Origin of the sequence: Pseudophaeobacter sp. 1A16562, assembly GCF_041008785.1 — a bacterium.
In the GTDB taxonomy this organism is placed as follows: Bacteria; Pseudomonadota; Alphaproteobacteria; order Rhodobacterales; family Rhodobacteraceae; genus Phycobacter; species Phycobacter gallaeciensis_A.
The window spans coordinates 178424-197989 of the sequence record NZ_JAXGFT010000007.1 but is presented as its reverse complement, the minus strand read 5'-3'; the positions used below and the strand labels follow the sequence as shown (position 1 = coordinate 197989).

Below are 19566 nucleotides of genomic sequence, written 5' to 3'. Positions count from 1 at the left end.
TTGTGCGTAAAGGTGGAGGCGTTTGATGACCTGGCCGACGGGATATGGGAAACGGGTTCTGCCCGAGGTGGACAGCACCCTGGACGAGGCAGCGCGGATCGTCGGTGAGCTCCAGGGCCCCGAGTGGATCCTGGCCCTGCGCCAGACCAAGGGACGCGCCCGCCGTGGCCGCGACTGGAAAGATCCCAAGGGCAATTTCGCAGCCACGCTGGTGATCCGTCCCGAAGGTACGGCGTCGCAGGTGGCGTTGCGCAGCTTCGTAGCCTCTCTGGCGGTCTATGACGCCTGCGAGTCCCTGACGGGACGCAGCGAAGGACTGGCGCTGAAATGGCCCAATGATGTGCTCCTGAACGGTGGCAAGCTGGCCGGTATCCTGTTGGAAAGCGTCGGACAAGGCACAGGTGTTAGCCACCTGTCCATCGGGATCGGGGTGAACCTGATGGAAACCCCGATGAAGGAGTGGTTGGAGCCCGGCGCCGTGTGGCCGGTCTCGCTGCTGTCGGAAACCGGTATTCAGGTCGCGCCCGAGGATTTCCTTGAGGCGCTGGCCGCGGCCTTTGCCCGATACGAGGAGCAATTCGTAACCTACGGGTTTGAACCGATCCGTACCGCCTGGCTGGCCCGCGCGGCCAAGCTGGGTGAGGTCATCACGGCACGCACCGCAACGTCGGAAACCGAAGGCACGTTTGAAACGGTGGACGCCAGTGGCAACCTTGTCCTAAACACCGCCAAAGGCCGCATTTCGATCCCGGCCGCGGATGTCTATTTCTAGGAAGGACAAGCCCATGCTTCTGGCCGTCGATTGTGGCAATACCAATACCGTCTTCTCGATCTATGACGGAGAGCAGTTCATCGGCATGTGGCGCACCGCCACCGATTGGAAACGCACCGCGGATCAGTATTACGTCTGGCTCAACACGCTGATGCGGCTACAGGGGATCGAGGCGGATATCACCGACATGATCATCTCCTCTACTGTGCCGCGGGTGGTGTTCAACCTCCGTGTTCTGGCGGACCGCTATTTCAACACCCGGCCCCTTGTGGTTGGCAAGCCCGATTGCCTGCTGCCGGTCGAAGTACGCGTGGATGAAGGCACCGCCGTGGGGCCGGACCGTCTGGTCAATACGGTGGCCGGCTTCGATCACTACGGTGGCAATCTGGTGATGGTCGATTTCGGTACTGCGACCACCTTTGACGTGGTGGCCGAAGATGGTGCCTATGTCGGCGGCGTGATCGCCCCCGGCGTGAACCTTAGTCTTGAGGCTCTGCATCAGGCGGCCGCTGCGCTGCCCCATGTGGACATCTCTAAACCGCAAAAAGTCATCGGCACCAATACCGTGGCCTGCATGCAATCTGGCGTGTTCTGGGGCTACGTGGGGCTGGTGCGAGAGATATGCACCCGCATCAAGGAAGAGCGCGGTGTGCCTATGAAAATCATATCAACAGGCGGGCTGGCGCCTTTGTTCCAGCAAACGGCGGATCTGTTTGACGCATTCGAGGACGACCTCACGATGCACGGCCTACAGGTCATCCATAAATACAATAAGGATAACGGTACTCCGAATGAGCACTGAACGATTGATCTATCTGCCCCTTGGCGGGGCAGGTGAAATTGGCATGAACGCCTATGTCTATGGCTATGGTAAACCGGGCAAGGAACGGCTGATCCTGGTGGATCTGGGCGTTGCGTTTCCGGATATGGAGACCAGCCCGGGCGTGGACCTGATCATGCCCGACATCACCTGGCTGAAGGAACGCGTTGACCAGCTTGAGGCGATCTTCATCACCCATGGTCACGAGGACCACATCGGGGCGGTCTCGCATCTCTATGGGGATCTGCGGGTTCCGGTCTACGCGCGCGCCTTTACTGCCAACCTTGCCCGCCGCAAGATGGAAGAGCGCGGCCATGATCCCAAGGTGGTGCAGACCGTATCGGCATGGCCCGAAGTGACCAAGCTCGGCCCATTTACCGTTGGTGTCGCGCCGATGTCCCACTCCATTCCCGAAAGCGGCGCATTGGTGATCGACAGCCCGGCTGGACGGATCGTGCACACCGGCGATTTCAAGCTGGACCCGAACCCGTTGGTCGGTGAGGCTTTCGATCCGCAGATGTGGACGGAAATTGCCGCGCCGGGCGTGCAGGCGATGGTCTGCGATTCCACCAACGTCTTCTCGGCTCATCCGGGGCGCTCTGAATCCGAACTGGCGCCGGAGATCACCAAACTGATCGAGAGCGCAACCGGCATGGTTGCTGCCACCACCTTTGCCTCCAACGTTGCGCGAGTGAAAACCCTTGCCGAAGCGGGAGAGCGGGCAGGGCGGTCCATCGTGCTTTTGGGCCGTGCCATGCTGCGCATGGTTGAGGCCGCCGTGGAAACCGGTGTGCTGAAGGATTTCCCCAAGGTGATCCAGCCCGAGGACGCGCAGGAACTGCCGCGCGACAACGTGATGCTGATCACTACCGGTAGCCAAGGCGAACGCCGGGCGGCAACCGCGCAGATGGCACGCGGTAAGTATCGGGGGCTTGAGCTGAAGGCCGGTGATCTGTTCCTGTTCTCCTCGAAAACCATTCCGGGCAACGAGAAGGGCGTGATCCGCATCATGAACCAGTTCTCGGAGCGCGGCGTCGACGTCGTAGATGACAGCTCTGGCCTGTACCACGTGTCGGGCCATGCCAACCGTCCAGACCTTGAACAGCTGCACGCGCTGGTCAAACCGAAGATCCTGGTGCCGATGCACGGCGAACACCGCCACCTGCGCCAGCATGCGCGCATCGCCGAGGAAAAAGGCTATGCCAGCGTTGTGGCGGTGAACGGCACCATGCTGGATCTTTCCGGTGATCAGGGGCCGAAGATCGTCGACTATGTGGACACCGGCCGGACCTATCTGGATGGATCGGTCAAGATTGGCGCGCTGGATGGCATCGTGCGTGACCGGATCCGCATGGCGCTGAACGGCCACGTGGTGATCACGGTGATCCTTGATGAAGAAGACGAACCGCTGGGAGAGCCCTGGTGCGACATCAAAGGCCTAGCGGAGACCGGAACATCCGATGCGGCGCTGGCTGAGGTGATCGAAGAGGATCTGAACCAGTTCCTGATGCGCGCCGGTGCCAAGACCCTGCGCGACGATGACAAACTGGAAGGCGAGTTGCGCCGTGTGGCGCGTCAAACCGCGAACAACGAGATCGGCAAGAAGCCTGAAGTAACAGTGGTGATCAGCCGTATGCGCTGATCCCTCCTTGTCAAAGTCTGAAAACGAAAACGCCCTGACTGGATAAGTCAGGGCGTTTTTGTGAGTGGTGGTATTCGAAAGTGCGATCAGGCGTGGCGCGGGCGGTGCACCAATGCGGTGATCTTGTGGACGGCGCCGCCGATGCGTGCCACCACGGCGCGCAGCATGTTGCCCATTGCCGCGCTGCGCATTGCATGGGCGCGTTGCTCGATGGCCTGGATGTCCTGTGCGGTGAGCGGGGTGTTGTCGAACTGGGTCATTTAACTTTTCAACCTATGAGATGTGTCTGTCTTGCTTGCGGGTGACATAGTCCCCTGCGGCGGGTTTGACATCCGGTCAAATGATCAATGCCGCCATGCTGCAGGTGCAAAGCAAGTCACCAAACCGCGAATGATCGGTTGGCAGGCGCCGTAGGGGAGAACGAAAAACGGCTGCATCCCATTCAGGATGCAGCCGTCAAAACTGTCAAAGTGCTGATGCGTCAGCTAGCGCGGCGTTCGTCAAAGGACAGCGCAATAAAGCTGGGCATGTGATCGCCCATGCCGACAACCTTGCGGTCGTCGCGGCGGTCCTGCTTGCCTCCACGGCCACCACGCGATTGTTTCGCTGGCTTTTCTGCATTGGCCGATTTGTCGCCAGAGCGGGACTGGAATTTTGGCGCGGTTGCTGTGTCCGTATCCGCGTCTGCTGCCTGATCTGCCTTTGCATCCTTGGGCGCGTCCTGACCCTTGTCCGCCGATTTACCACGACGGCTGCGGGTCGGCTTGGGCTTGCTTGCGGCGGTATCATCCTTGCCTGCGTCCACGGCATCTTCGGTGGACTTGCGGCTGGGTGCCTTTTTAACAGGGTTTTCCAGGCGGGCGATGGTCTTTTGAACCAGGCTTTCGACGGCATCCAGCGCCTTTTCATCGCGCGGGGTACAGATGGTAATCGCCTTGCCCTCACGGCCGGCGCGGCCGGTGCGGCCAATCCGGTGCACGTAGTCCTCGGCGTGGCCGGGAACGTCGTAGTTGAACACATGGCTGACGCTGGGCACGTCGAGACCGCGCGCAGCCACGTCCGAAGCCACCAGTATGCGCAACTGGCCCTCGCGGAACCCATCAAGGGTCTTGGTCCGCTGGCTTTGGTCCAGATCGCCGTGAATGGGCGCGGCGTCATAGCCGTATTTCTTCAGCGACTTTGCCACCACATCCACGTCCATCTTGCGGTTGCAGAAGATGATCGCATTGGTCAGCTTTTCGCCTTCCTGATCGATCAGCGCGCGCAGTACTTTGCGCTTTTCGCTGCCTTCGCGATCCTTGCGGGAGGCTTTGAATTCCACAACGGCCTGTTCGATTGTTTCCGAAGTCGTCGCCTGACGGGCGATTTCGATCCGTTCGGGGTTCGACAGGAAGGTGTTGGTAATCCGCTCGATTTCTGGCGCCATGGTGGCCGAGAAGAACAGGGTCTGGCGGGTAAAGGGCGTCAGGCCAAAGATGCGTTCGATATCGGGGATAAAGCCCATATCGAGCATCCGGTCGGCTTCGTCCACCACCATGACCTTCACATCAGAAAGGATCAGCTTGCCGCGTTCGAAATGGTCAAGCAGACGACCGGGCGTTGCGATCAGAACGTCGACGCCCTTGTCGATCAGCTGGTCCTGTTCCTTGAAGCTGACGCCGCCAATCAGCAGGGCCTTGGTCAGTTTCAGGTGCTTGGTGTAGGTGTCGAAGTTTTCAGCAACTTGTGCTGCCAGCTCGCGCGTGGGGCAGAGCACCAGGCTGCGCGGCATCCGCGCACGCGCGCGACCGCGGGCGAGCATCGTGATCATCGGCAGAGTGAAAGAAGCGGTCTTCCCGGTGCCGGTCTGGGCGATCCCCAGAACGTCGCGTCCCTCCAGCGCGGGCGGAATCGCTCCGGCCTGGATCGGGGTGGGGGATTCATACCCGGCTTCCTCAATTGCCTTGAGGACCTTGGGGTTCAAGTTCAGATCGGTGAATTTTGTCATATGCGTCCGTTTTTGCGGACACTGACCAGGCCCGCGCGTGTGTGAGTCAGCCGGTTTCGCAAGGTCATGCGGTTTGGCAGCTTCCGGCTTCGGGGCGGACTTAGCAAAATACGGGTGCACCGTCAATTGAAGGCTGATTTTGCAGGAAAAAACGCGGTTTTTCGCGCTCTTTCGGTGCATATTTGCAGAGTTTATCGCCCTTTAGGCGAATTTTGGAAAATGTTTGGTGCGTTTCTCCGCGAGGCGCAGTTCACGGATTCGCAGGCAGCCTTCCTGTTCAAGCCGCGCCCGCAGTTCCGCGCTGTCGGCGCAGGTCTCCTCAAAAAAACCGCGCAGACCGTCGGTACCCTGTTCCGCTTCGATGGCCGAGAGGAGTTCGTGCAGATTGATACCGCCCTTGTCGCGGGGCCGGGCTGGTTTCAGCTCGGATCGGTAGGAGCCCTGCTTCAGCCGGTAGCTGTAATGCGACAGCCAGCTGTCCCAATCCCGGGCGTGAAGATGGCACAAGTCGACATCCGGCAGGACCACTTGGCTGGGATTTTCCTCCCCGTCCACGAAGAAATTGTGGATGCGCAGCTTGCCCTCTTCCATGCCGGGACGGACGAAAAGCTTGCCTTGGGTATGGCTGAGAAAGCCGCTGAGCAGATGCTCGCCATAGGTGGGATAAAGCTGCCCGGCCCGGGCACCTCTGTCGCTACCACGGGGGATTTGCGTCTTGAAGGCAGAGCCGTCGCCTCCGGCCAGGCTTTCAATCGGGTACGCGCGCGCGCAGAGAGCCGTTTCGGGCTGGCGCGCCAGCACCTGTGACAAGGGCTCTTTGGACCAGAGGAATTCATCCACATCCATATGGATCAGCCAATCCAGCCCCTTGCTCTGACGTCTGTAGGCGCGGGTGGCATTCAGGGTTTGCCGGACCTGGTGCTTGTCAGGTTTGCCGCCCTTGCGCCGCTGCGCCCAGGAGGCATCATCGCAGTCGAAAACCCGGATCTTCGGGTGCTGCGCCAAGAGATCGCGTGCCTCGGGGCAGGGGGCATCAAGATAGAGGAAAAGCCGATGCGCGCCTGCGTCGAGATGATAGGCGGCAAAGTTCAGCACATCCTTGGCCTGGGCCTTGATGGTGCTGACGATACCCCATGTCTGTGTCGGCGAATGTGTCAGGGCAGCCTCTTAGAACGGCGGTTCAGCAGGACGGCGCAGTCGGCGGTCGTCTCCAGATCACCGCCGGTCTGGAAACGCGCCCGGGCCATGTTGAACCGCCCGGGCATTGATGGTGTTAGACCATCATTTCCTTGGTCGCGGTCAGTTTCAAGTCCGGATAATCCCGCTCCACCCGGTCGATGTCCCATTGCAGCCGCGTCAGGTAGACGGTGTCGCCGTCATGGTCTGTCGCGATGTGCTGCTTGTTGGCGTTGATGAATTTCTCCACCGCCGGTTTTTCCCCGGAGACCCAGCGGGCCGAGGTAAACTGAGAGGGCTCAAAACGCACTGGCAGGCCGTATTCCATCTCGATCCGGCTGGCGAGCACTTCGAACTGCAAAGCCCCCACAACGCCGACGATGAAGCCGGAGCCGAAGGAGGGTTTGAAGACCTTGGCGGCGCCTTCCTCTGCGAATTGCATCAGCGCCTTTTCCAGGTGCTTCGCTTTCATCGGATCGCCCGCCCGCACGGTCTGCAGCAGTTCCGGCGCAAAGGAGGGGATACCGGTCGCCCGCAGGGCCTCGCCTTCGGTCAGCGTATCACCAATCCGCAGCTGGCCGTGGTTCGGAATACCGATGATGTCACCCGCCCATGCCTCTTCCGCCAGTTCCCGGTCCGAAGCCAGGAACAGCACCGGGTTCGAGATCGCCATGGGCTTCTTGGTGCGCACGTGGGTCAGCTTCATGCCACGTTTGAAATGGCCCGAGGCCATGCGCACGAAGGCGACGCGGTCGCGGTGCTTGGGGTCCATATTGGCCTGTACCTTGAAGACGAAGCCGACGACCTTCTTTTCCTCCGGGCAGACCTGGCGCGGGCTGGCCTTTTGCGGCTGCGGCTCGGGGCCGTATCGGCCGATGCCATCCATCAGTTCCTTCACCCCGAAGGAGTTGATCGCAGAGCCGAACCAGATCGGGGTCATGTGACCCTCCAGCACCGATTGCGGGTCAAGGGTCGGCAACAGCTCCTTGGCCATCTCCACCTCTTCCAGGAACTTCTCAAGCAGATGCGCAGGCACGTGTTCTGCCAGTTTCGGATCGTCCAGCCCTTCGATCGAGATGCTCTCGGCAACCTTGTTGCGGTCGGCGCGGTCCATCAGCTCCAGCCGGTCGCGCAACAGGTCATAGCAACCGATGAAATCGCGCCCGACTCCGATGGGCCAGCTGGCGGGGGTCACGTCAATCGCCAGCATTTCCTGGATTTCGTCAATGATCTCAAACGTGTCGCGGCTTTCCCGGTCCATCTTGTTACAGAAGGTCAGGATCGGCAGATCGCGCAGGCGGCAGACTTCGAACAGTTTCTGCGTCTGGCTCTCGACACCTTTGGCGCCGTCAATCACCATCACCGCCGCATCCACCGCCGTCAGCGTCCGGTAGGTGTCCTCGGAAAAGTCCGAGTGGCCGGGCGTGTCCACCAGGTTGAAGCGGAAACCGTCGAAATCGAACGACATGGCCGAGGCCGAAACCGAGATGCCCCGGTCCTTTTCCATCTGCATGAAGTCCGAGCGCGTGCGCCGCGCTTCGCCCTTGGCGCGCACCTGACCGGCCATCTGGATCGCGCCGCCATAGAGCAGGAATTTCTCGGTCAGAGTGGTCTTGCCCGCATCCGGGTGCGAGATGATCGCAAAGGTGCGGCGCCGCGCGATTTCGGGCGGCAGTTCGGGGCGGTTTGTGACGGAATCCAGCATGAGCGCGCGTATATCAGGATTGCGGGTCGAGGCAAGAAAAACAGGCGGGCCCCTACGTGCACTGGGCATACACCGGGTCGATTGCATGTCCCGGCAACCCTTTGTCAAAATGTCTAACTTGCGTGCGCCGCGTCTCGGGGAGGTTTCAGCCCGACGTCACCCTCTTTCAGCGCACGACCTTCAACCCCACAAGTGCTTGTGAGACAGCGCTGCGCAGCGCCAATGAACAATGCGAACGTACAAGTTGCTTCTCGCTGGTCGAAAAATTGGCCCAATCTTTGGCTTGCAAGTTACCTGGAATGACAGATCGACCGCTTACCTGTTTGCCTTCAACAACTTGACTGCCAGTCGCGGGATCGACCAGAGATGCGGTGAGGCCAACTGTGCAGGCATTCTCCCCGATAAGCGCTTTATTTACTGCAGGGTTGCGAACCCACAGGACAAAACGCGGTTGGTATTTTTCACCTTTGGCTTTTTCAGCACTTGCGATGGCGCCGATTGCAAATAGCCCGCCGCCGAGGGCAAAGAAGTCGCGTCCGGGATTGTAGTTCTGGCCCAGAATATCTAGGGGCGTTTGCTGAAGTACGATGACGGCGCCGGTCTTCTGCGCCGCTGCGCCAGTGTGCGAGGGAACGTTTGCGACGACTGCGCCTGTCGGGGTGAGTTGTTCCCTTACAAAACCGCCCGTCGCCGATGCGGCGTTCCATCCCAATTTGCCGTCAATCGGCTGTGGCTCGGCGAATGCAGCGTCCCAGTAAGTCGACACAACATTATCACTGATTTGAGTGACTAGGCCGATTTTTGAATACTGCGCTTGCGCATCACTCGGAATACCGACCTGGGTCGTATCCAAGCACCCGGTTAAACTCAGGGCTGCGACCACGCTGAATAGTCGGATGAGGCTTTTTGCTTCCATGACCTTTCCCCTTTCGGTTCCGCGCGCAAAGCATTCTGAACCGACCTACAGATACAGGCCTTGATCCGTATCATGGCAAAAGTACGGAAATGGCATCGCACCCACCCTTTGGAGAGGGGCGCGTCCGCGGCATCAACGCGGTGCTGCGCATCTACTGGATGGCACTGCTATCGGGCCACTTCCAGGCGCACGAGAGGGAGAGGCGCGGAGAGTGAGGGGCGGCAGGCTGCACAAACTCGCCATTCGCATGGGGTACGGCATCCACTATGTTATGGCTCCGGTTTCGTGTTCTGATTTTCGCGAGACCGGACGTTCAGATATGCAGCATCGACTGCGGCAATTCCACATTTGGTGCTGAGGTCAGCGCCGCGAAAAAAATGGTGTCCCTTGATCTGATGCACGGGGCGAAGAGAAATGTTCTTTTCGTTCATTTCCCATACGCCCAAGGCCTTCGCCGAGCGCCTGTTCGCCGCAACCGACACCCAGGCTGCGCCATCTGAAAGCTCCGCGGGGATGTCGATTGCTCCACCTGCGCCAATCGGCAGGGCTCCGGTTCCGGCTGATTGAATGTCCAGGGCTGGTCAGCACGTGTCAGCTGTGGCCGTAGTAGGCTTCGGGGTCCACAAGACCCCCATCTTCCGTCGCGATATAGAACGCGCCATCTTTCACTTCGCCGAGCTTGCCGTATTTTGAATGCGTGACCTCGAAGTCATTCAATGTGACGCGACCGTCCTCATCAAAGCTTGTCGAGGTTTCTACTGTGATACCAAAGTCGCGGGTCAATTCCGACGCAATCACATCGTACCACATGCCGGTGGCTTTCAGGTCGTGAGCCTGTTTTTCATTATTTTTTCTAATGTCTTCCGAAGACATCCCATCAACAATGCCTTCGATCATCTCCAGGGGCGTGTTGGCCGAAGCATACACCACTGAGTGCCCTGATGACGCATCTTCAAGCTGAACTTCAAACTTGTTTCTAGGGAAGTTCGCCTGATTGGCAGCGGTAATCATATCACCCAGCCGTGTCGCAGCAGCCAAAATTGCGTCCTCACGAGTCTCATAAGCCCTCATGCCCGGTTGCTGAGCCTTCGCCATGGAATGGGCCGTGTAGAGCCCCAAAGACAGACGGTTCTTGTATCCGTTCTCCGCCTGGAACGCATCGGACTCTGCCTGTCTTGCATAGGCATCGGCGAACATTTTGGCGCGCTGTGCAGGATCTGTATACTGCATCCCGTAGGTACCGCCTTCCTTCGGAATTCCGGTTTTTGCGTCTGCCGATGCGCCGGACTCGCCTGCAATTGCAGCACGTGCAATCCTGCTGATGGCGATTTTCAGGGCCTGATCGGAGCCTGATGGCGCGGCCAGTGAGTTTTTTGATGCCTCAATACTGTTTTGGCGTGTCCCTGCGGTATCAAAAAGGGAGAGCGTATTCGCGTTCAGGGATTGATTGATAAGCATGGTGACCTCTAAATGTCTCAAAGCATTGAACCATTCTGGCATCGGGAGGTTTAAAAAATCATCCAGATTTAAACACGTATAGGTGGAATATTATTGCAATTTTAGAGAATGTAATGCCGTTTAAAACGACGATGCAATGGTTCTGCACAAACTCAAAACCTGCGTTGGACAGAGTGGCTAGATCAGCGCCTGCAAGCAAGATGCTGGTGCCATCAACCGTGAACTCAACACCCTCCAAAGTTTGCGTGATCGCAAGATCGTTTATGTCGATTGCGGTGGTTCCAAACAGCCGAATGAAGCCTTCTCCATCGGCGAAGTCCGTCACGACGTTGGTGCCATGGTTTTTGGAGAAACGAAGTGTCTAACATCAGCGTCCGCCATCTGAGCACCGCCTATACAGCAGTTTCAACAGATGTCTTCTTCGACGGACCGCAGTGCAGCACCAGAGGGGGGCGATCAATGACAGGTTTGGGCCGGGTCGTCGAAGTTTGCAACTGTCGCTAGCTGAGCACGGCTGACCAGGGCGGACGGCTACCGCAGCGACGCCCTCTTCAACAGCTCCACCAGATCCGGGCGGTCCAAGAGCGGGCTTGGCACGTCCAGCCCGTGGCTGTCGCGGCGCTGGGGCGGGATGGACCCGTCTGCGATCCGCTGCAGCAGGCCTGGGGGAAGGGCGGGTTCGGTCACCGGGTCCAGGAACAGGCTTTCGGCGGCGATGCCCTCGGCATAGACGATGTGATGGCGGTCGAACAGCAGCTGGAAATAATCCACGAACCCGCCGTCCTGCACCACTACGCTGTCTCCGTTCACCAGATGGCGGGCGGCGACCAGTAGTTCCGGCGTTCCCGCCCCCAGCGCATCGTGGCGTTGGTAGACCATCAGCCGGTGATCGGGGCTGACCAGCAGGTCGCGGGCGTTGTTGAGCGTACCCTTGCGGATCAGGATCGGGGCCATGGCGCCGGTGGCGCGGCTAGTGGTCTGACCGATCCAGCGCAATTCCTGCACACCATCATCGCGGGTCAGGATGCGGTCCCCGGGGCGCAGATCCTCGATCGGTTTCTGGGCGCCGGTGGCGAGGGTGATATGAGTGCCCCGGGTAAAGGCGATCGAGGCCATCTGCGCCAGTCGCGCCCGGGCCGGCGCGCGCTCGGCCTTCAGAAGCGTATATCCGGTCTGCGGCATCAGCGGCGCCATCGGCACCAGGTAGACCGCGGCGATCAGCCCTTCGGCATCGACCTCCACCATCACCAGCGCATCCACATTGGGACCGGCCTCGGCCATCAGGGTGAGCGCGCAGTCAAGATGCAGTGCGGCGCCGGGCTGGCCCAGCTCGCTGTCTTCGGCGATGGTGAAACTGCCGTCGCTGCCGCTGGCCACCGACAGGCGTTGCGGGGCTGCTGCGCCCGGGGCGAGCATATAGACATCGTCCAGCACCAGATCCTCCAGCACCCCCAGCGGATCGCCCATATTGGCGCCGGTCTCCACCAAAAAGGCGGCGGCGGCATGGGCCGGGATGGATCGGATCGCGGTGCGGTCGGCTGTCACGGTATGGCTCGTCTATGCAAAGAAGGGGCGGCGCGGGCGCCAGCGGTTGGTTTAACCTATCCGGGAAATATGGCACGAAACAGACGACAACGGACAGAATTTCTGACCCGTGATCACGACATAGGTGATCATGGCGGGGGCGGGAAGGCTGGTCAACGGCGGGCGCAGAGTGCACAGTCTGCGCCGGAAACGAAGAATCCAGATGGAGGACGAACATGGAACTGGGAATTGCAGGCAAGCGCGCATTGGTCTGTGCCAGCAGCAAGGGTCTGGGGCTTGGCTGTGCCGAGGCGCTGGCCGAAGCCGGGGTCAATCTAGTGATGAACGCGCGCGGAGAAGAGGCGCTGCTGGCGGCGGCGCAGACCATCCGTGACACCTATGGCGTCGAGGTCGAGACCGTGGTGGCAGACGTGACGACCGCCGAAGGCCAGCAAAAGGTGCTGGACGCCGCAGGCGCGGCCGACATTCTGGTCACCAACGCGGGCGGCCCGCCCCCCGGCATGTGGTCGGACTGGGAGCGCGACGATTTCATCAAGGCGCTGGATGCCAATATGCTGGCGCCGATTGCGCTGATGAAGGCGCTGCTGCCCGGCATGATGGAGCGCGGCTGGGGCCGGGTGGTCAATATCACCTCGCAATCGGTGAAGGCGCCGATTGCAGTGCTGGGCCTGTCGAATTCGGCGCGTGCCGGTCTCACCGGCTATGTCGCGGGCACTTCGCGGCAGGTCGCAGGCAGCGGTGTCACCATCAACAATCTGCTGCCGGGCATTCACGCAACCGACCGTGCCGTGTCGCTGGACACCGGTGTGGCCGGGCAAAAGGGCATTTCCATCGAAGAGGCCCGCACTCAGCGCGAAGCAACCATCCCGGCGGGCCGCTATGGTACCCGGCAGGAATTTGGCGCGGCCTGTGCCTTCCTCTGCTCGCAGCATGCGGGCTTTATCGTGGGGCAGAACATCCTGCTGGATGGCGGCGCCACCAATATGACGCTGTAACGCGATGGCCAGTGGTTTTTCCTTGAAGGACCAGCTGTTTAATCCGGAAAAGACCCGCTATCTGGCGGGTCTTTTTGCGGCTTGTGACCCCGGGTTCGACGCGCCGGGGTTCGAGGCGCAGGTGAACGCCCGCCTGCCGGAGTTGGAGCTGAAACAGCGGATTGACTGGATCGCCGAGGTTCTGGGGCAGCATTACGCCGCGCCCTTGCCCGAGGTGGCGCCACTGCTGCGCGCGGCCCTGCCGCCGCCGCTGGACCCGGGCAAAAGCGACGACGATTTCGGCGATTTCATCTTTGCCCCCTTGGGTGAATTCGTGGTGGCCAAGGGGCTTGAGGCGCACCCGGATCTGTCACTGGATCTGCTGGAGGCGCTGACACAGCGGTTCTCCATGGAATTCGCCATTCGACCCTTCCTGAACCGCTGGCCGGATTTGACGTTGGAACGGATGCAGGAGTGGGCCGGGCACGACCATTACCACGTGCGGCGGCTGGTCAGCGAGGGCACGCGCCCGCGTCTGCCCTGGGGCCTTGGGATCGGTCTGGACCTGCGGGCACCGCTGCCGCTGCTGGACCAGCTGCACGGGGATGGTACGCGCTTTGTCACCCGCTCGGTCGCCAATCACCTGAACGACATCGCCAAGAAAGAGCCGGATCTGGTGGTCGAGACCCTGCGTCGCTGGGGCGAGGCAGGACAACAGACGGGCAAGGAAATGGACTGGATCACCCGCCATGCCTGCCGTGGACTGGTGAAGGCGGGGCACCCGGGCGCACTGGGCCTTCTGGGATATGATCCGGAGGCGCCGGTGGAGGCCAGGATCACGCTGCAAAGCGCAGAGGTGCCCATCGGCGATGCGCTGTCCTTCTCTGTCGATCTGGCGGGGCCAGCCGAGCAGCCGGTGCTGGTTGATTACCGGCTGCATTTTCAGCGCCCCGGCGGCAAAGCTTCGGCCAAGGTGTTCAAGCTGAAACAGGCAAAGCTCGTGCGTGGTACTCTGAAGCTCAGCAAGGCGCATAAGCTGAAAGGGGATGCCACCACGTTCAAACTGGTGCCCGGGCCGCATCGGCTGGAGCTGCTGGTCAATGGCACTGTGCGGGCGGAGGCTGCGTTCGACCTGCTGCCAGCGGGGAAGTAATCGGCAACAGCTGGGACGCTTGAATATCCGGCGTAACGGCCGCCGAGGGTGCCTGTTTTGCACGCAGGTCACCCAGTTTGTCCCTGACACCGCTTCACATTCCTGTGGGCAATATGGTGCGGTGAAGGCCTGCCTGCTACGCCAAGCCCATCAAAACGGGGATAACGATCATGCAGGCCATCGCCATAACCACCATCTTTGCCGCTATCATATTGCTCAGCCTCTATTACGCGCCGCGCAGGGCGACGGTGGGCGGGTTCTTCGGCGGTCAATCCGACAGGGGCGAGGCGCCGACCCTGTGGACGCTGGTGCTGTCGCAGGTGACCACATGGATCTTCGCGCGCTCGCTGATGAACGCGGCGATCCTGGGCTTTTACTACGGCATCGCGGGCACGCTGGCCTATGCGGCCTACTACGGATCCTTTCTGACCGGCGGCTATATCGTTGGCCGGATGCGCGCGCAGGGTGCGACATCGGTGCAATCCTGGCTGGCGGAGCGTTTCGGCGCCACGGGCACCACCGCCTATAATCTGGTGATCGCACTGCGCCTGTTGTCCGAAGTTTTTGCCAACCTGCTGGTGGTCGGGCTGATCTTTGCCGCCGCCCTGCCGGATGTGGCAGGGGCCGAGACAACCGCCATCCTGGTGGTCGGTGTGCTGGCGCTGGCCTATTCCGCATGGGGCGGGCTGTCGGCGGCGCTGCGCACCGATGTGATCCAGATGTCGCTTTTCCTCGTGGTCTTTGGCGCCGCCTTTGTGGCGCTGATCCTGCGCCCGGGCTTTGAGATTTCTGCGGTGATGACCGCACCGGGGGCGGCGGGCGCCCACAACGGCTGGGTGCTGCTGGTGGTTGCTGCGCTGCAGGTCTTCTCTTACCCGGTGCATGATCCGGTGATGATGGACCGCGGCTTTCTTGCCGATCCCGCCACCACCCGCAAAAGCTTTTTGCATGCCTTCTGGATTTCGGCGCTCTGCATCATCGCCTTTGGCTTTTTCGGCATTCAGGCCTCCCTTGAGGGCGCGGAATACGAAGGGCAGCTGTTGGGGACATGGGCGACTATGCTGCCGGGCTGGGTTTTCGTCATGCTGATCGTGTCGCTGCTGGTTTCGGCGCTCTCGACGCTGGATTCCGCGCTCAGCTCGGCCGCGCGTCTGGTGGTCGAAGAACTGCGCCTTGCGCCGCGCAGCCTGATGGGCGGCCGTATCGCCATGGTGGTCTTTGCCGCTGCTGGTGGCGCGCTGACGCTTTGGGGCAACAAGACGCTGTTTGACGCGGTGGCTGTATCCGGTACCGCCTCGATGTTCCTGACCCCGGTGCTGGTAGCGGGACTTCTCGGTAAACGTCAGGTGGCGACCTGGGCCTATCTGGTCAGCTTTGGCTCTGCCATACTTGGCGCGGCGGCCTATATGTTCCGCGATGCACCTGGCGTCTCGGCGCTGCTTTATGATGGGCACAAATACGAGCAGCTTTTGCAGATCTGCGTGATCGTGCTGGTGGTCGGCTTTGCCGCAGTGGCACGCGGCAGCCGCAGGGTTGAAGCCTGACAGGGGGGCTGCTACATCTGCGCCAAACCCGATGAAAAGCGTCGGAGACAGCCCCGAGGCCGCATGAACACTGCCCCTGCCGAACTGCTCAGCACCATGGCCCCGCCACGGCTGGAAATCCGCAATATCAAGCGGTTCTTCGACGGGCGCCCGGTGGTCGACGATGTGTCCCTGCAAATTCAGGCGGGGCAGGTGACCTGCCTGCTGGGTCCCTCGGGCTGCGGTAAATCCACCACTCTGCGCATGATCGCCGGGGTGGAGATGCAGGACGAGGGCGAAATCTATGTCGATGGCAAGCTGATCTGCGACACGGTGTTCCGTGTCCCGCCCGAGCGGCGCGAGATTGGCCTGATGTTTCAGGACTTTGCCCTGTTCCCGCACCTGAGCGTCGCGGATAACGTCGCCTTTGGTCTGAAAGGGCCGAAAGATCAGAAACGCGCCCGGGTCGAGGAGCTGCTCGCCAAGGTGTCGCTGTCGAAATACATCGACGATTACCCGCACCAGCTGTCGGGCGGCGAACAACAGCGCGTGGCGCTGGCCCGCGCCCTGGCGCCGCGTCCGCGTATCATGCTGATGGATGAACCCTTCTCCGGTCTTGATAACCGTCTGCGCGATGGCATCCGCGACGAGACGCTGACGCTCTTGCGCGAAGAGGACACGGCAGTCCTTCTGGTGACGCACGAGCCCGAAGAAGCCATGCGCATGGCCGATGAGATCGCCCTGATGCGGGGCGGGCGGATCGTACAGCAGGGCGCGCCCTATAACGTCTATACCCGCCCGGTCGATAAGGCGGCGGTGGCTTTTTTCAGCGACGTCAACGTTCTGGATGCACAGGTGAACGGCGCGCTGGCGCAGACGCCATTCGGCCAGTTCCTGGCCCCGGGCGTGCCAGACGGCACCGATGTGGAGATCGTCTTTCGCCCGCAGCATGTGCGCATTGATTTCGACCGCGCGGGCAAAGGTCCCTTGCCGACCCCCAGCGACGGCGTCCCGGCGCGCGGTGTGGTCGAGCGGGCGCGCTTTCTTGGCCATGAAAGCCTGGTCGAGTTCCGCATGGATTTTGACGGATCGCTCCTGAAGGTGACGGTACCTAACGTGTTCCTGCCCGAAGTGGGCCGCGTCCTCTGGCTCACCGTGCCGCGCAACCGGTGTTTCGTCTTCCCAAAGGGATAGGGAACCACTCCGTCGTTGGCGTTATGTCGGTGCACCGTCGTATTGCGGGGCATCGTCGCAAATCTCGTACCAATCGGCCTTGTCAGCGACGAACTCGTGAAACTGGTTTCTGACGCCGATATCGCCATCCAGCGCGCTTGCCGCGATTGCGATACGCTCGTCCTCGGCCAGGATTTCCCCCAGCGAGGTGCCGCAGATCTTGCAGAAACAGCGGATGAATTTGAAGGGCGGCTCAGGCGTGTAGGTGGTGACCTGATCCTTGCCCTTGATCCATTGCACGTCTCCGGGCCGCACAAGCACGATGGCGCTGGTGCCGACCTTGCGGCAGCGGGAGCAATGGCAGGTGCCCATCATCGGCGGTTGCACAGTCAGTTGAAATTGTACCGCGCCGCAACAGCAGCTTCCCTGGACCATGTGATACGCCTTCCCGCGTGATGAACTGGGCAAACGCTAGGGGAACAGATGCAAGGCTGCAATATACGGGCGGGCGGGGCAGAGGTGACTTTCCCGTGAAGCGCGTGCACCGGCAGGCCGAGCCGCCCCAAGGGGTGACGTCTTGAACCGATGTTTCTGCCGTTGTCTTATACTCGGGCACGGGAGGCACAGAACATGCCGGAAGAGCCAGAGACCGAACCAGAGATCCCGCCTTGGGCCGCCAGAAATTTGCGTGGGGTGCGCCTGATTGCCCATCTCACTTGGCTGGGAGGCCTTGGGGCGATCTATGCAACAGGGGGGCTGGTCTGGATCACGCTGCAGAACGCCGGGGTGTCCATGGTGTCCTGGTCGCGGGGCGTGTCCCTGTTCATACCCGTCGCGTTGTTTCACGCCGTGCCGCTGATCGTGCTCGCCCTTGCGGAGATTTCGGCCTGCAAGGCGGCAATCTGCGGGCGCCAAAGCAAGTGGCGAGAGTATGTCCTCGCGGTTCTGGTGCCCGCTGTTTCGGTTGCCGAGCCAAAGGATGCGGGAAGGCTATGGGTTGCGCTTTCGGGCGCTGGTCTGCTGTCGGTCGTCTGGGTTTGCTATTCGCTGTTCTCCCTTGCCTCCTATCAGGGACCGGGCGGCTTTGCCGAGGCGGTGATCATGACGCTCGCCCTGTTTCCCCTGACCCTTGGCGCGCTGATGTTGCATGTTGCGTTGGCTGCGGCCATCGGCGGGGCGCTGGGCAGCGGTATCTATGTGCTTGTCCGGCGCCGCCGCAAAAAGCAGGAAGAGGAGGAGTGATCAGCTCTCCTGTTTGTCGCGGTAGGGATCGTAATCCGACAGCCGCTTGCCCGGCTCATCGACGAACAACTGGGGCAGGGCGGTGGCCTCTTCGATCAGATCAACGCGGAAGACACGGAAATCCTCGCGCGCTTCGCACCAGGCGGTGAGGGTCCAGACACGGCCCCAGTATTCCATGTGCAGCGGGCGGATTTTGCGCCGGGTCATTTCGCCATCGATGCGGCGATAGGTGATCTGCAGCTTCTGGCGCGCCTTGATCGCTGCCCGCAGGGTGGGCATCTGGGCAAAGCCCCGCGCCGCATCGGCAAAGGGGTAGACGGCGAATTTCCAGGCATCCGCCTCGGCGATGGTCTCGGCAGGCAGCACCGCGTCCACCTTGGCCGCCAGGGACTGCGCGGCGGATTTGAGGTCCGGATCGGCGGCCTCGGCGACGATGGCCATGCCGAGGTTCAGCGCCTCCAGCTCTTCCGGGGTTAGTGTGAGGGGCGGCAGGGTGATTGCTTCGCGCACCATATAGCCGACGCCGCGCTCCCCTTCGACCGGCACGCCTGAGGCGACTAACGTGTCCATGTCGCGGTATATGGTGCGGGTAGAGACCTCCAACCGCGCCGCGATGTCCTGCGCGCGGTGCAACTTTCCATCGCGCAGGATCTGGATGATTTCAAAAAGGCGGTCGGTGCGGCGCATGATCCTAGCCTTGGCCCGCGCCGCACCGTTAGGTCAAGCCGCCATCTGCCACAGGATGTCTTCGTGGCGCATGTCGATGCTGCCGGGCTCAATCGCCTCCATCAGCGCCGCGGCAAAGGGCTGCTTGGGAAAGGCCTCTGCCGCCGCCATGGCCGCCGCGTGATCGCGCCAGACCACGTGATCGCTCCAGCGGCCGTCGGCGCCGCAGCTGAGACGGCGGAACATGAACCCCGGCTGCGCCCGCACGAAGGCTTCGCTTTGCCGGCTGATCTCGACAAAGGCCGCCGGGGTGATTCCGTTCGCCAGGGTGAAGGTAACGATTTCGGCAACCGGAGTGGTCTGGGTGTCTGTCATATCGGTGTCTCCTTATTGATGTGACAGGCTGGACCTAGCAGGGGGCAACTGACATAAACCTGTCAGTTGTGTTTGGGCGGATGTGGATTTCAGTAATTTTTACCCTGCCTGAGCCCCCCGACAGCCTGCCAGATCTATGCGGCAGCGCGGCGCGTCCGTAAAAATGGGGATGACAGACAAAACCGGTGCGGATGGGCACCGGATAAGAAGGAGACACTCACATGCTTAACAATATCGGCCTTCCGGGCATTCTGCTGATCGCCGTCGTGGTTCTGGTCCTGTTTGGCCGCGGCAAGATTTCCTCGCTGATGGGCGAAGTGGGCAAGGGCATCACCGCCTTCAAGAAAGGCGTGAAAGACAGCACCGAGGAACTGGAGCAGGACGCCGCTGCCGACGCCAAGGACATCACCCCCGAGACCGAAAAAGACAAGGCGTAATC

General features: G+C 61.1%; 20 protein-coding genes. 9 read left to right on the top strand and 11 right to left on the bottom strand.

Annotated features, from left to right (window positions below):
- The first annotated feature begins 22 nt into the window (after positions 1–22).
- Genes SM764_RS12065 through SM764_RS12055 form a run of 3 tightly spaced genes read left to right on the top strand, consistent with a single transcriptional unit; the run spans position 23 to position 3234 of the window.
- Positions 23–772 (top strand): biotin--[acetyl-CoA-carboxylase] ligase, encoded by a 750-nt coding sequence (locus SM764_RS12065; protein ID WP_369001884.1) that lies wholly within the window; start codon positions 23–25, stop codon positions 770–772.
- A 13-nt stretch (positions 773–785) separates the two neighbouring features.
- On the top strand, positions 786–1574 hold the full coding sequence (locus SM764_RS12060; RefSeq protein WP_274828795.1) for a type III pantothenate kinase: 789 nt from the start codon (positions 786–788) through the stop codon (positions 1572–1574).
- Positions 1564–3234 (top strand): ribonuclease J, encoded by a 1671-nt coding sequence (locus SM764_RS12055; RefSeq protein WP_368947485.1) that lies wholly within the window; start codon positions 1564–1566, stop codon positions 3232–3234. Before SM764_RS12060 ends, SM764_RS12055 begins: the two co-directional genes overlap by 11 nt.
- Positions 3235–3320: 86 nt before the next feature.
- Here the strand turns inward: SM764_RS12055 and SM764_RS12050 are convergent, their stop codons facing one another.
- From SM764_RS12050 to SM764_RS12015, 8 genes are all read right to left on the bottom strand, one after another.
- Positions 3321–3494: an RSP_7527 family protein gene (locus SM764_RS12050; protein WP_274831831.1), complete on the bottom strand. Its 174-nt coding sequence runs from the start codon at positions 3492–3494 to the stop codon at positions 3321–3323.
- A gap of 221 nt (positions 3495–3715) precedes the next feature.
- Entirely contained in the window at positions 3716–5221 is a 1506-nt protein-coding gene (locus SM764_RS12045) for a DEAD/DEAH box helicase (RefSeq protein ID WP_369001883.1), read from the bottom strand.
- Between the two features lie 201 nt (positions 5222–5422).
- On the bottom strand, positions 5423–6316 hold the full coding sequence (locus SM764_RS12040; protein ID WP_368947483.1) for a glycosyltransferase family 2 protein: 894 nt from the start codon (positions 6314–6316) through the stop codon (positions 5423–5425).
- Positions 6317–6494: 178 nt separating this feature from the next.
- Complete coding sequence (locus SM764_RS12035) at positions 6495–8102, bottom strand: peptide chain release factor 3 (protein WP_065273138.1); 1608 nt, start codon at positions 8100–8102, stop codon at positions 6495–6497.
- A 166-nt stretch (positions 8103–8268) separates the two neighbouring features.
- Positions 8269–9018, bottom strand: coding sequence for a hypothetical protein (locus tag SM764_RS12030; RefSeq protein WP_368947482.1), 750 nt, complete (start codon positions 9016–9018; stop codon positions 8269–8271).
- 591 nt (positions 9019–9609) lie between these two features.
- Positions 9610–10476: a hypothetical protein gene (locus tag SM764_RS12025; protein ID WP_369001882.1), complete on the bottom strand. Its 867-nt coding sequence runs from the start codon at positions 10474–10476 to the stop codon at positions 9610–9612.
- A gap of 58 nt (positions 10477–10534) precedes the next feature.
- Positions 10535–10801, bottom strand: a complete 267-nt coding sequence (locus SM764_RS12020) for a hypothetical protein (protein ID WP_368947480.1) — start codon at positions 10799–10801, stop codon at positions 10535–10537.
- Between the two features lie 206 nt (positions 10802–11007).
- Positions 11008–12021, bottom strand: coding sequence for a Hint domain-containing protein (locus SM764_RS12015; protein ID WP_369001881.1), 1014 nt, complete (start codon positions 12019–12021; stop codon positions 11008–11010).
- Positions 12022–12236: 215 nt separating this feature from the next.
- On the opposite strand from SM764_RS12015, the gene SM764_RS12010 reads away from it, so the two are divergent.
- The 4 genes from SM764_RS12010 to SM764_RS11995 all read left to right on the top strand — a co-directional run bounded on the left by SM764_RS12010 (position 12237) and on the right by SM764_RS11995 (position 16865).
- A complete protein-coding gene (locus SM764_RS12010; protein ID WP_065273141.1) occupies positions 12237–13016 on the top strand; it encodes an SDR family oxidoreductase in 780 nt (259 codons plus the stop codon).
- Between the two features lie 4 nt (positions 13017–13020).
- Positions 13021–14148 (top strand): DNA alkylation repair protein, encoded by a 1128-nt coding sequence (locus SM764_RS12005; protein ID WP_369001880.1) that lies wholly within the window; start codon positions 13021–13023, stop codon positions 14146–14148.
- Positions 14149–14318: 170 nt separating this feature from the next.
- Positions 14319–15692 (top strand): sodium:proline symporter, encoded by a 1374-nt coding sequence (locus SM764_RS12000; protein WP_369001879.1) that lies wholly within the window; start codon positions 14319–14321, stop codon positions 15690–15692.
- Positions 15693–15755: 63 nt separating this feature from the next.
- On the top strand, positions 15756–16865 hold the full coding sequence (locus tag SM764_RS11995; RefSeq protein ID WP_369001878.1) for an ABC transporter ATP-binding protein: 1110 nt from the start codon (positions 15756–15758) through the stop codon (positions 16863–16865).
- Between the two features lie 21 nt (positions 16866–16886).
- On the opposite strand, the gene SM764_RS11990 is transcribed toward SM764_RS11995, so the two are convergent.
- Positions 16887–17279, bottom strand: coding sequence for a GFA family protein (locus SM764_RS11990; protein WP_274831844.1), 393 nt, complete (start codon positions 17277–17279; stop codon positions 16887–16889).
- Positions 17280–17474: 195 nt separating this feature from the next.
- On the opposite strand from SM764_RS11990, the gene SM764_RS11985 reads away from it, so the two are divergent.
- Positions 17475–18086, top strand: coding sequence for a hypothetical protein (locus SM764_RS11985; protein ID WP_369001877.1), 612 nt, complete (start codon positions 17475–17477; stop codon positions 18084–18086).
- On the opposite strand, the gene SM764_RS11980 is transcribed toward SM764_RS11985, so the two are convergent.
- Both SM764_RS11980 and SM764_RS11975 read right to left on the bottom strand, forming a co-directional pair.
- Entirely contained in the window at positions 18087–18773 is a 687-nt protein-coding gene (locus SM764_RS11980) for a helix-turn-helix transcriptional regulator (protein ID WP_369001876.1), read from the bottom strand.
- Positions 18774–18806: 33 nt separating this feature from the next.
- Complete coding sequence (locus SM764_RS11975) at positions 18807–19127, bottom strand: hypothetical protein (RefSeq protein ID WP_065273148.1); 321 nt, start codon at positions 19125–19127, stop codon at positions 18807–18809.
- Positions 19128–19348: 221 nt separating this feature from the next.
- On the opposite strand from SM764_RS11975, the gene SM764_RS11970 reads away from it, so the two are divergent.
- Positions 19349–19564 (top strand): twin-arginine translocase TatA/TatE family subunit, encoded by a 216-nt coding sequence (locus SM764_RS11970; RefSeq protein WP_274828764.1) that lies wholly within the window; start codon positions 19349–19351, stop codon positions 19562–19564.
- Positions 19565–19566 lie beyond the last annotated feature (2 nt).

Excerpts from the sequence above, each read along its gene's own strand:
- SM764_RS12060 (WP_274828795.1), top strand. The coding sequence starts at position 786 with ATGCTTCTGGCCGTCGATTGTGGCAATACCAATACCGTCTTCTCGATC.
- SM764_RS12055 (WP_368947485.1), top strand. The coding sequence starts at position 1,564 with ATGAGCACTGAACGATTGATCTATCTGCCCCTTGGCGGGGCAGGTGAA.
- SM764_RS12050 (WP_274831831.1), bottom strand. The coding sequence starts at position 3,494 with ATGACCCAGTTCGACAACACCCCGCTCACCGCACAGGACATCCAGGCC.
- SM764_RS12045 (WP_369001883.1), bottom strand. The coding sequence starts at position 5,221 with ATGACAAAATTCACCGATCTGAACTTGAACCCCAAGGTCCTCAAGGCA.
- SM764_RS12035 (WP_065273138.1), bottom strand. The coding sequence starts at position 8,102 with ATGCTGGATTCCGTCACAAACCGCCCCGAACTGCCGCCCGAAATCGCG.
- SM764_RS12030 (WP_368947482.1), bottom strand. The coding sequence starts at position 9,018 with ATGGAAGCAAAAAGCCTCATCCGACTATTCAGCGTGGTCGCAGCCCTG.
- SM764_RS12025 (WP_369001882.1), bottom strand. The coding sequence starts at position 10,476 with ATGCTTATCAATCAATCCCTGAACGCGAATACGCTCTCCCTTTTTGAT.
- SM764_RS12010 (WP_065273141.1), top strand. The coding sequence starts at position 12,237 with ATGGAACTGGGAATTGCAGGCAAGCGCGCATTGGTCTGTGCCAGCAGC.
- SM764_RS12005 (WP_369001880.1), top strand. The coding sequence starts at position 13,021 with ATGGCCAGTGGTTTTTCCTTGAAGGACCAGCTGTTTAATCCGGAAAAG.
- SM764_RS12000 (WP_369001879.1), top strand. The coding sequence starts at position 14,319 with ATGCAGGCCATCGCCATAACCACCATCTTTGCCGCTATCATATTGCTC.
- SM764_RS11995 (WP_369001878.1), top strand. The coding sequence starts at position 15,756 with ATGAACACTGCCCCTGCCGAACTGCTCAGCACCATGGCCCCGCCACGG.
- SM764_RS11990 (WP_274831844.1), bottom strand. The coding sequence starts at position 17,279 with ATGGTCCAGGGAAGCTGCTGTTGCGGCGCGGTACAATTTCAACTGACT.
- SM764_RS11985 (WP_369001877.1), top strand. The coding sequence starts at position 17,475 with ATGCCGGAAGAGCCAGAGACCGAACCAGAGATCCCGCCTTGGGCCGCC.
- SM764_RS11980 (WP_369001876.1), bottom strand. The coding sequence starts at position 18,773 with ATGCGCCGCACCGACCGCCTTTTTGAAATCATCCAGATCCTGCGCGAT.
- SM764_RS11975 (WP_065273148.1), bottom strand. The coding sequence starts at position 19,127 with ATGACAGACACCCAGACCACTCCGGTTGCCGAAATCGTTACCTTCACC.
- SM764_RS11970 (WP_274828764.1), top strand. The coding sequence starts at position 19,349 with ATGCTTAACAATATCGGCCTTCCGGGCATTCTGCTGATCGCCGTCGTG.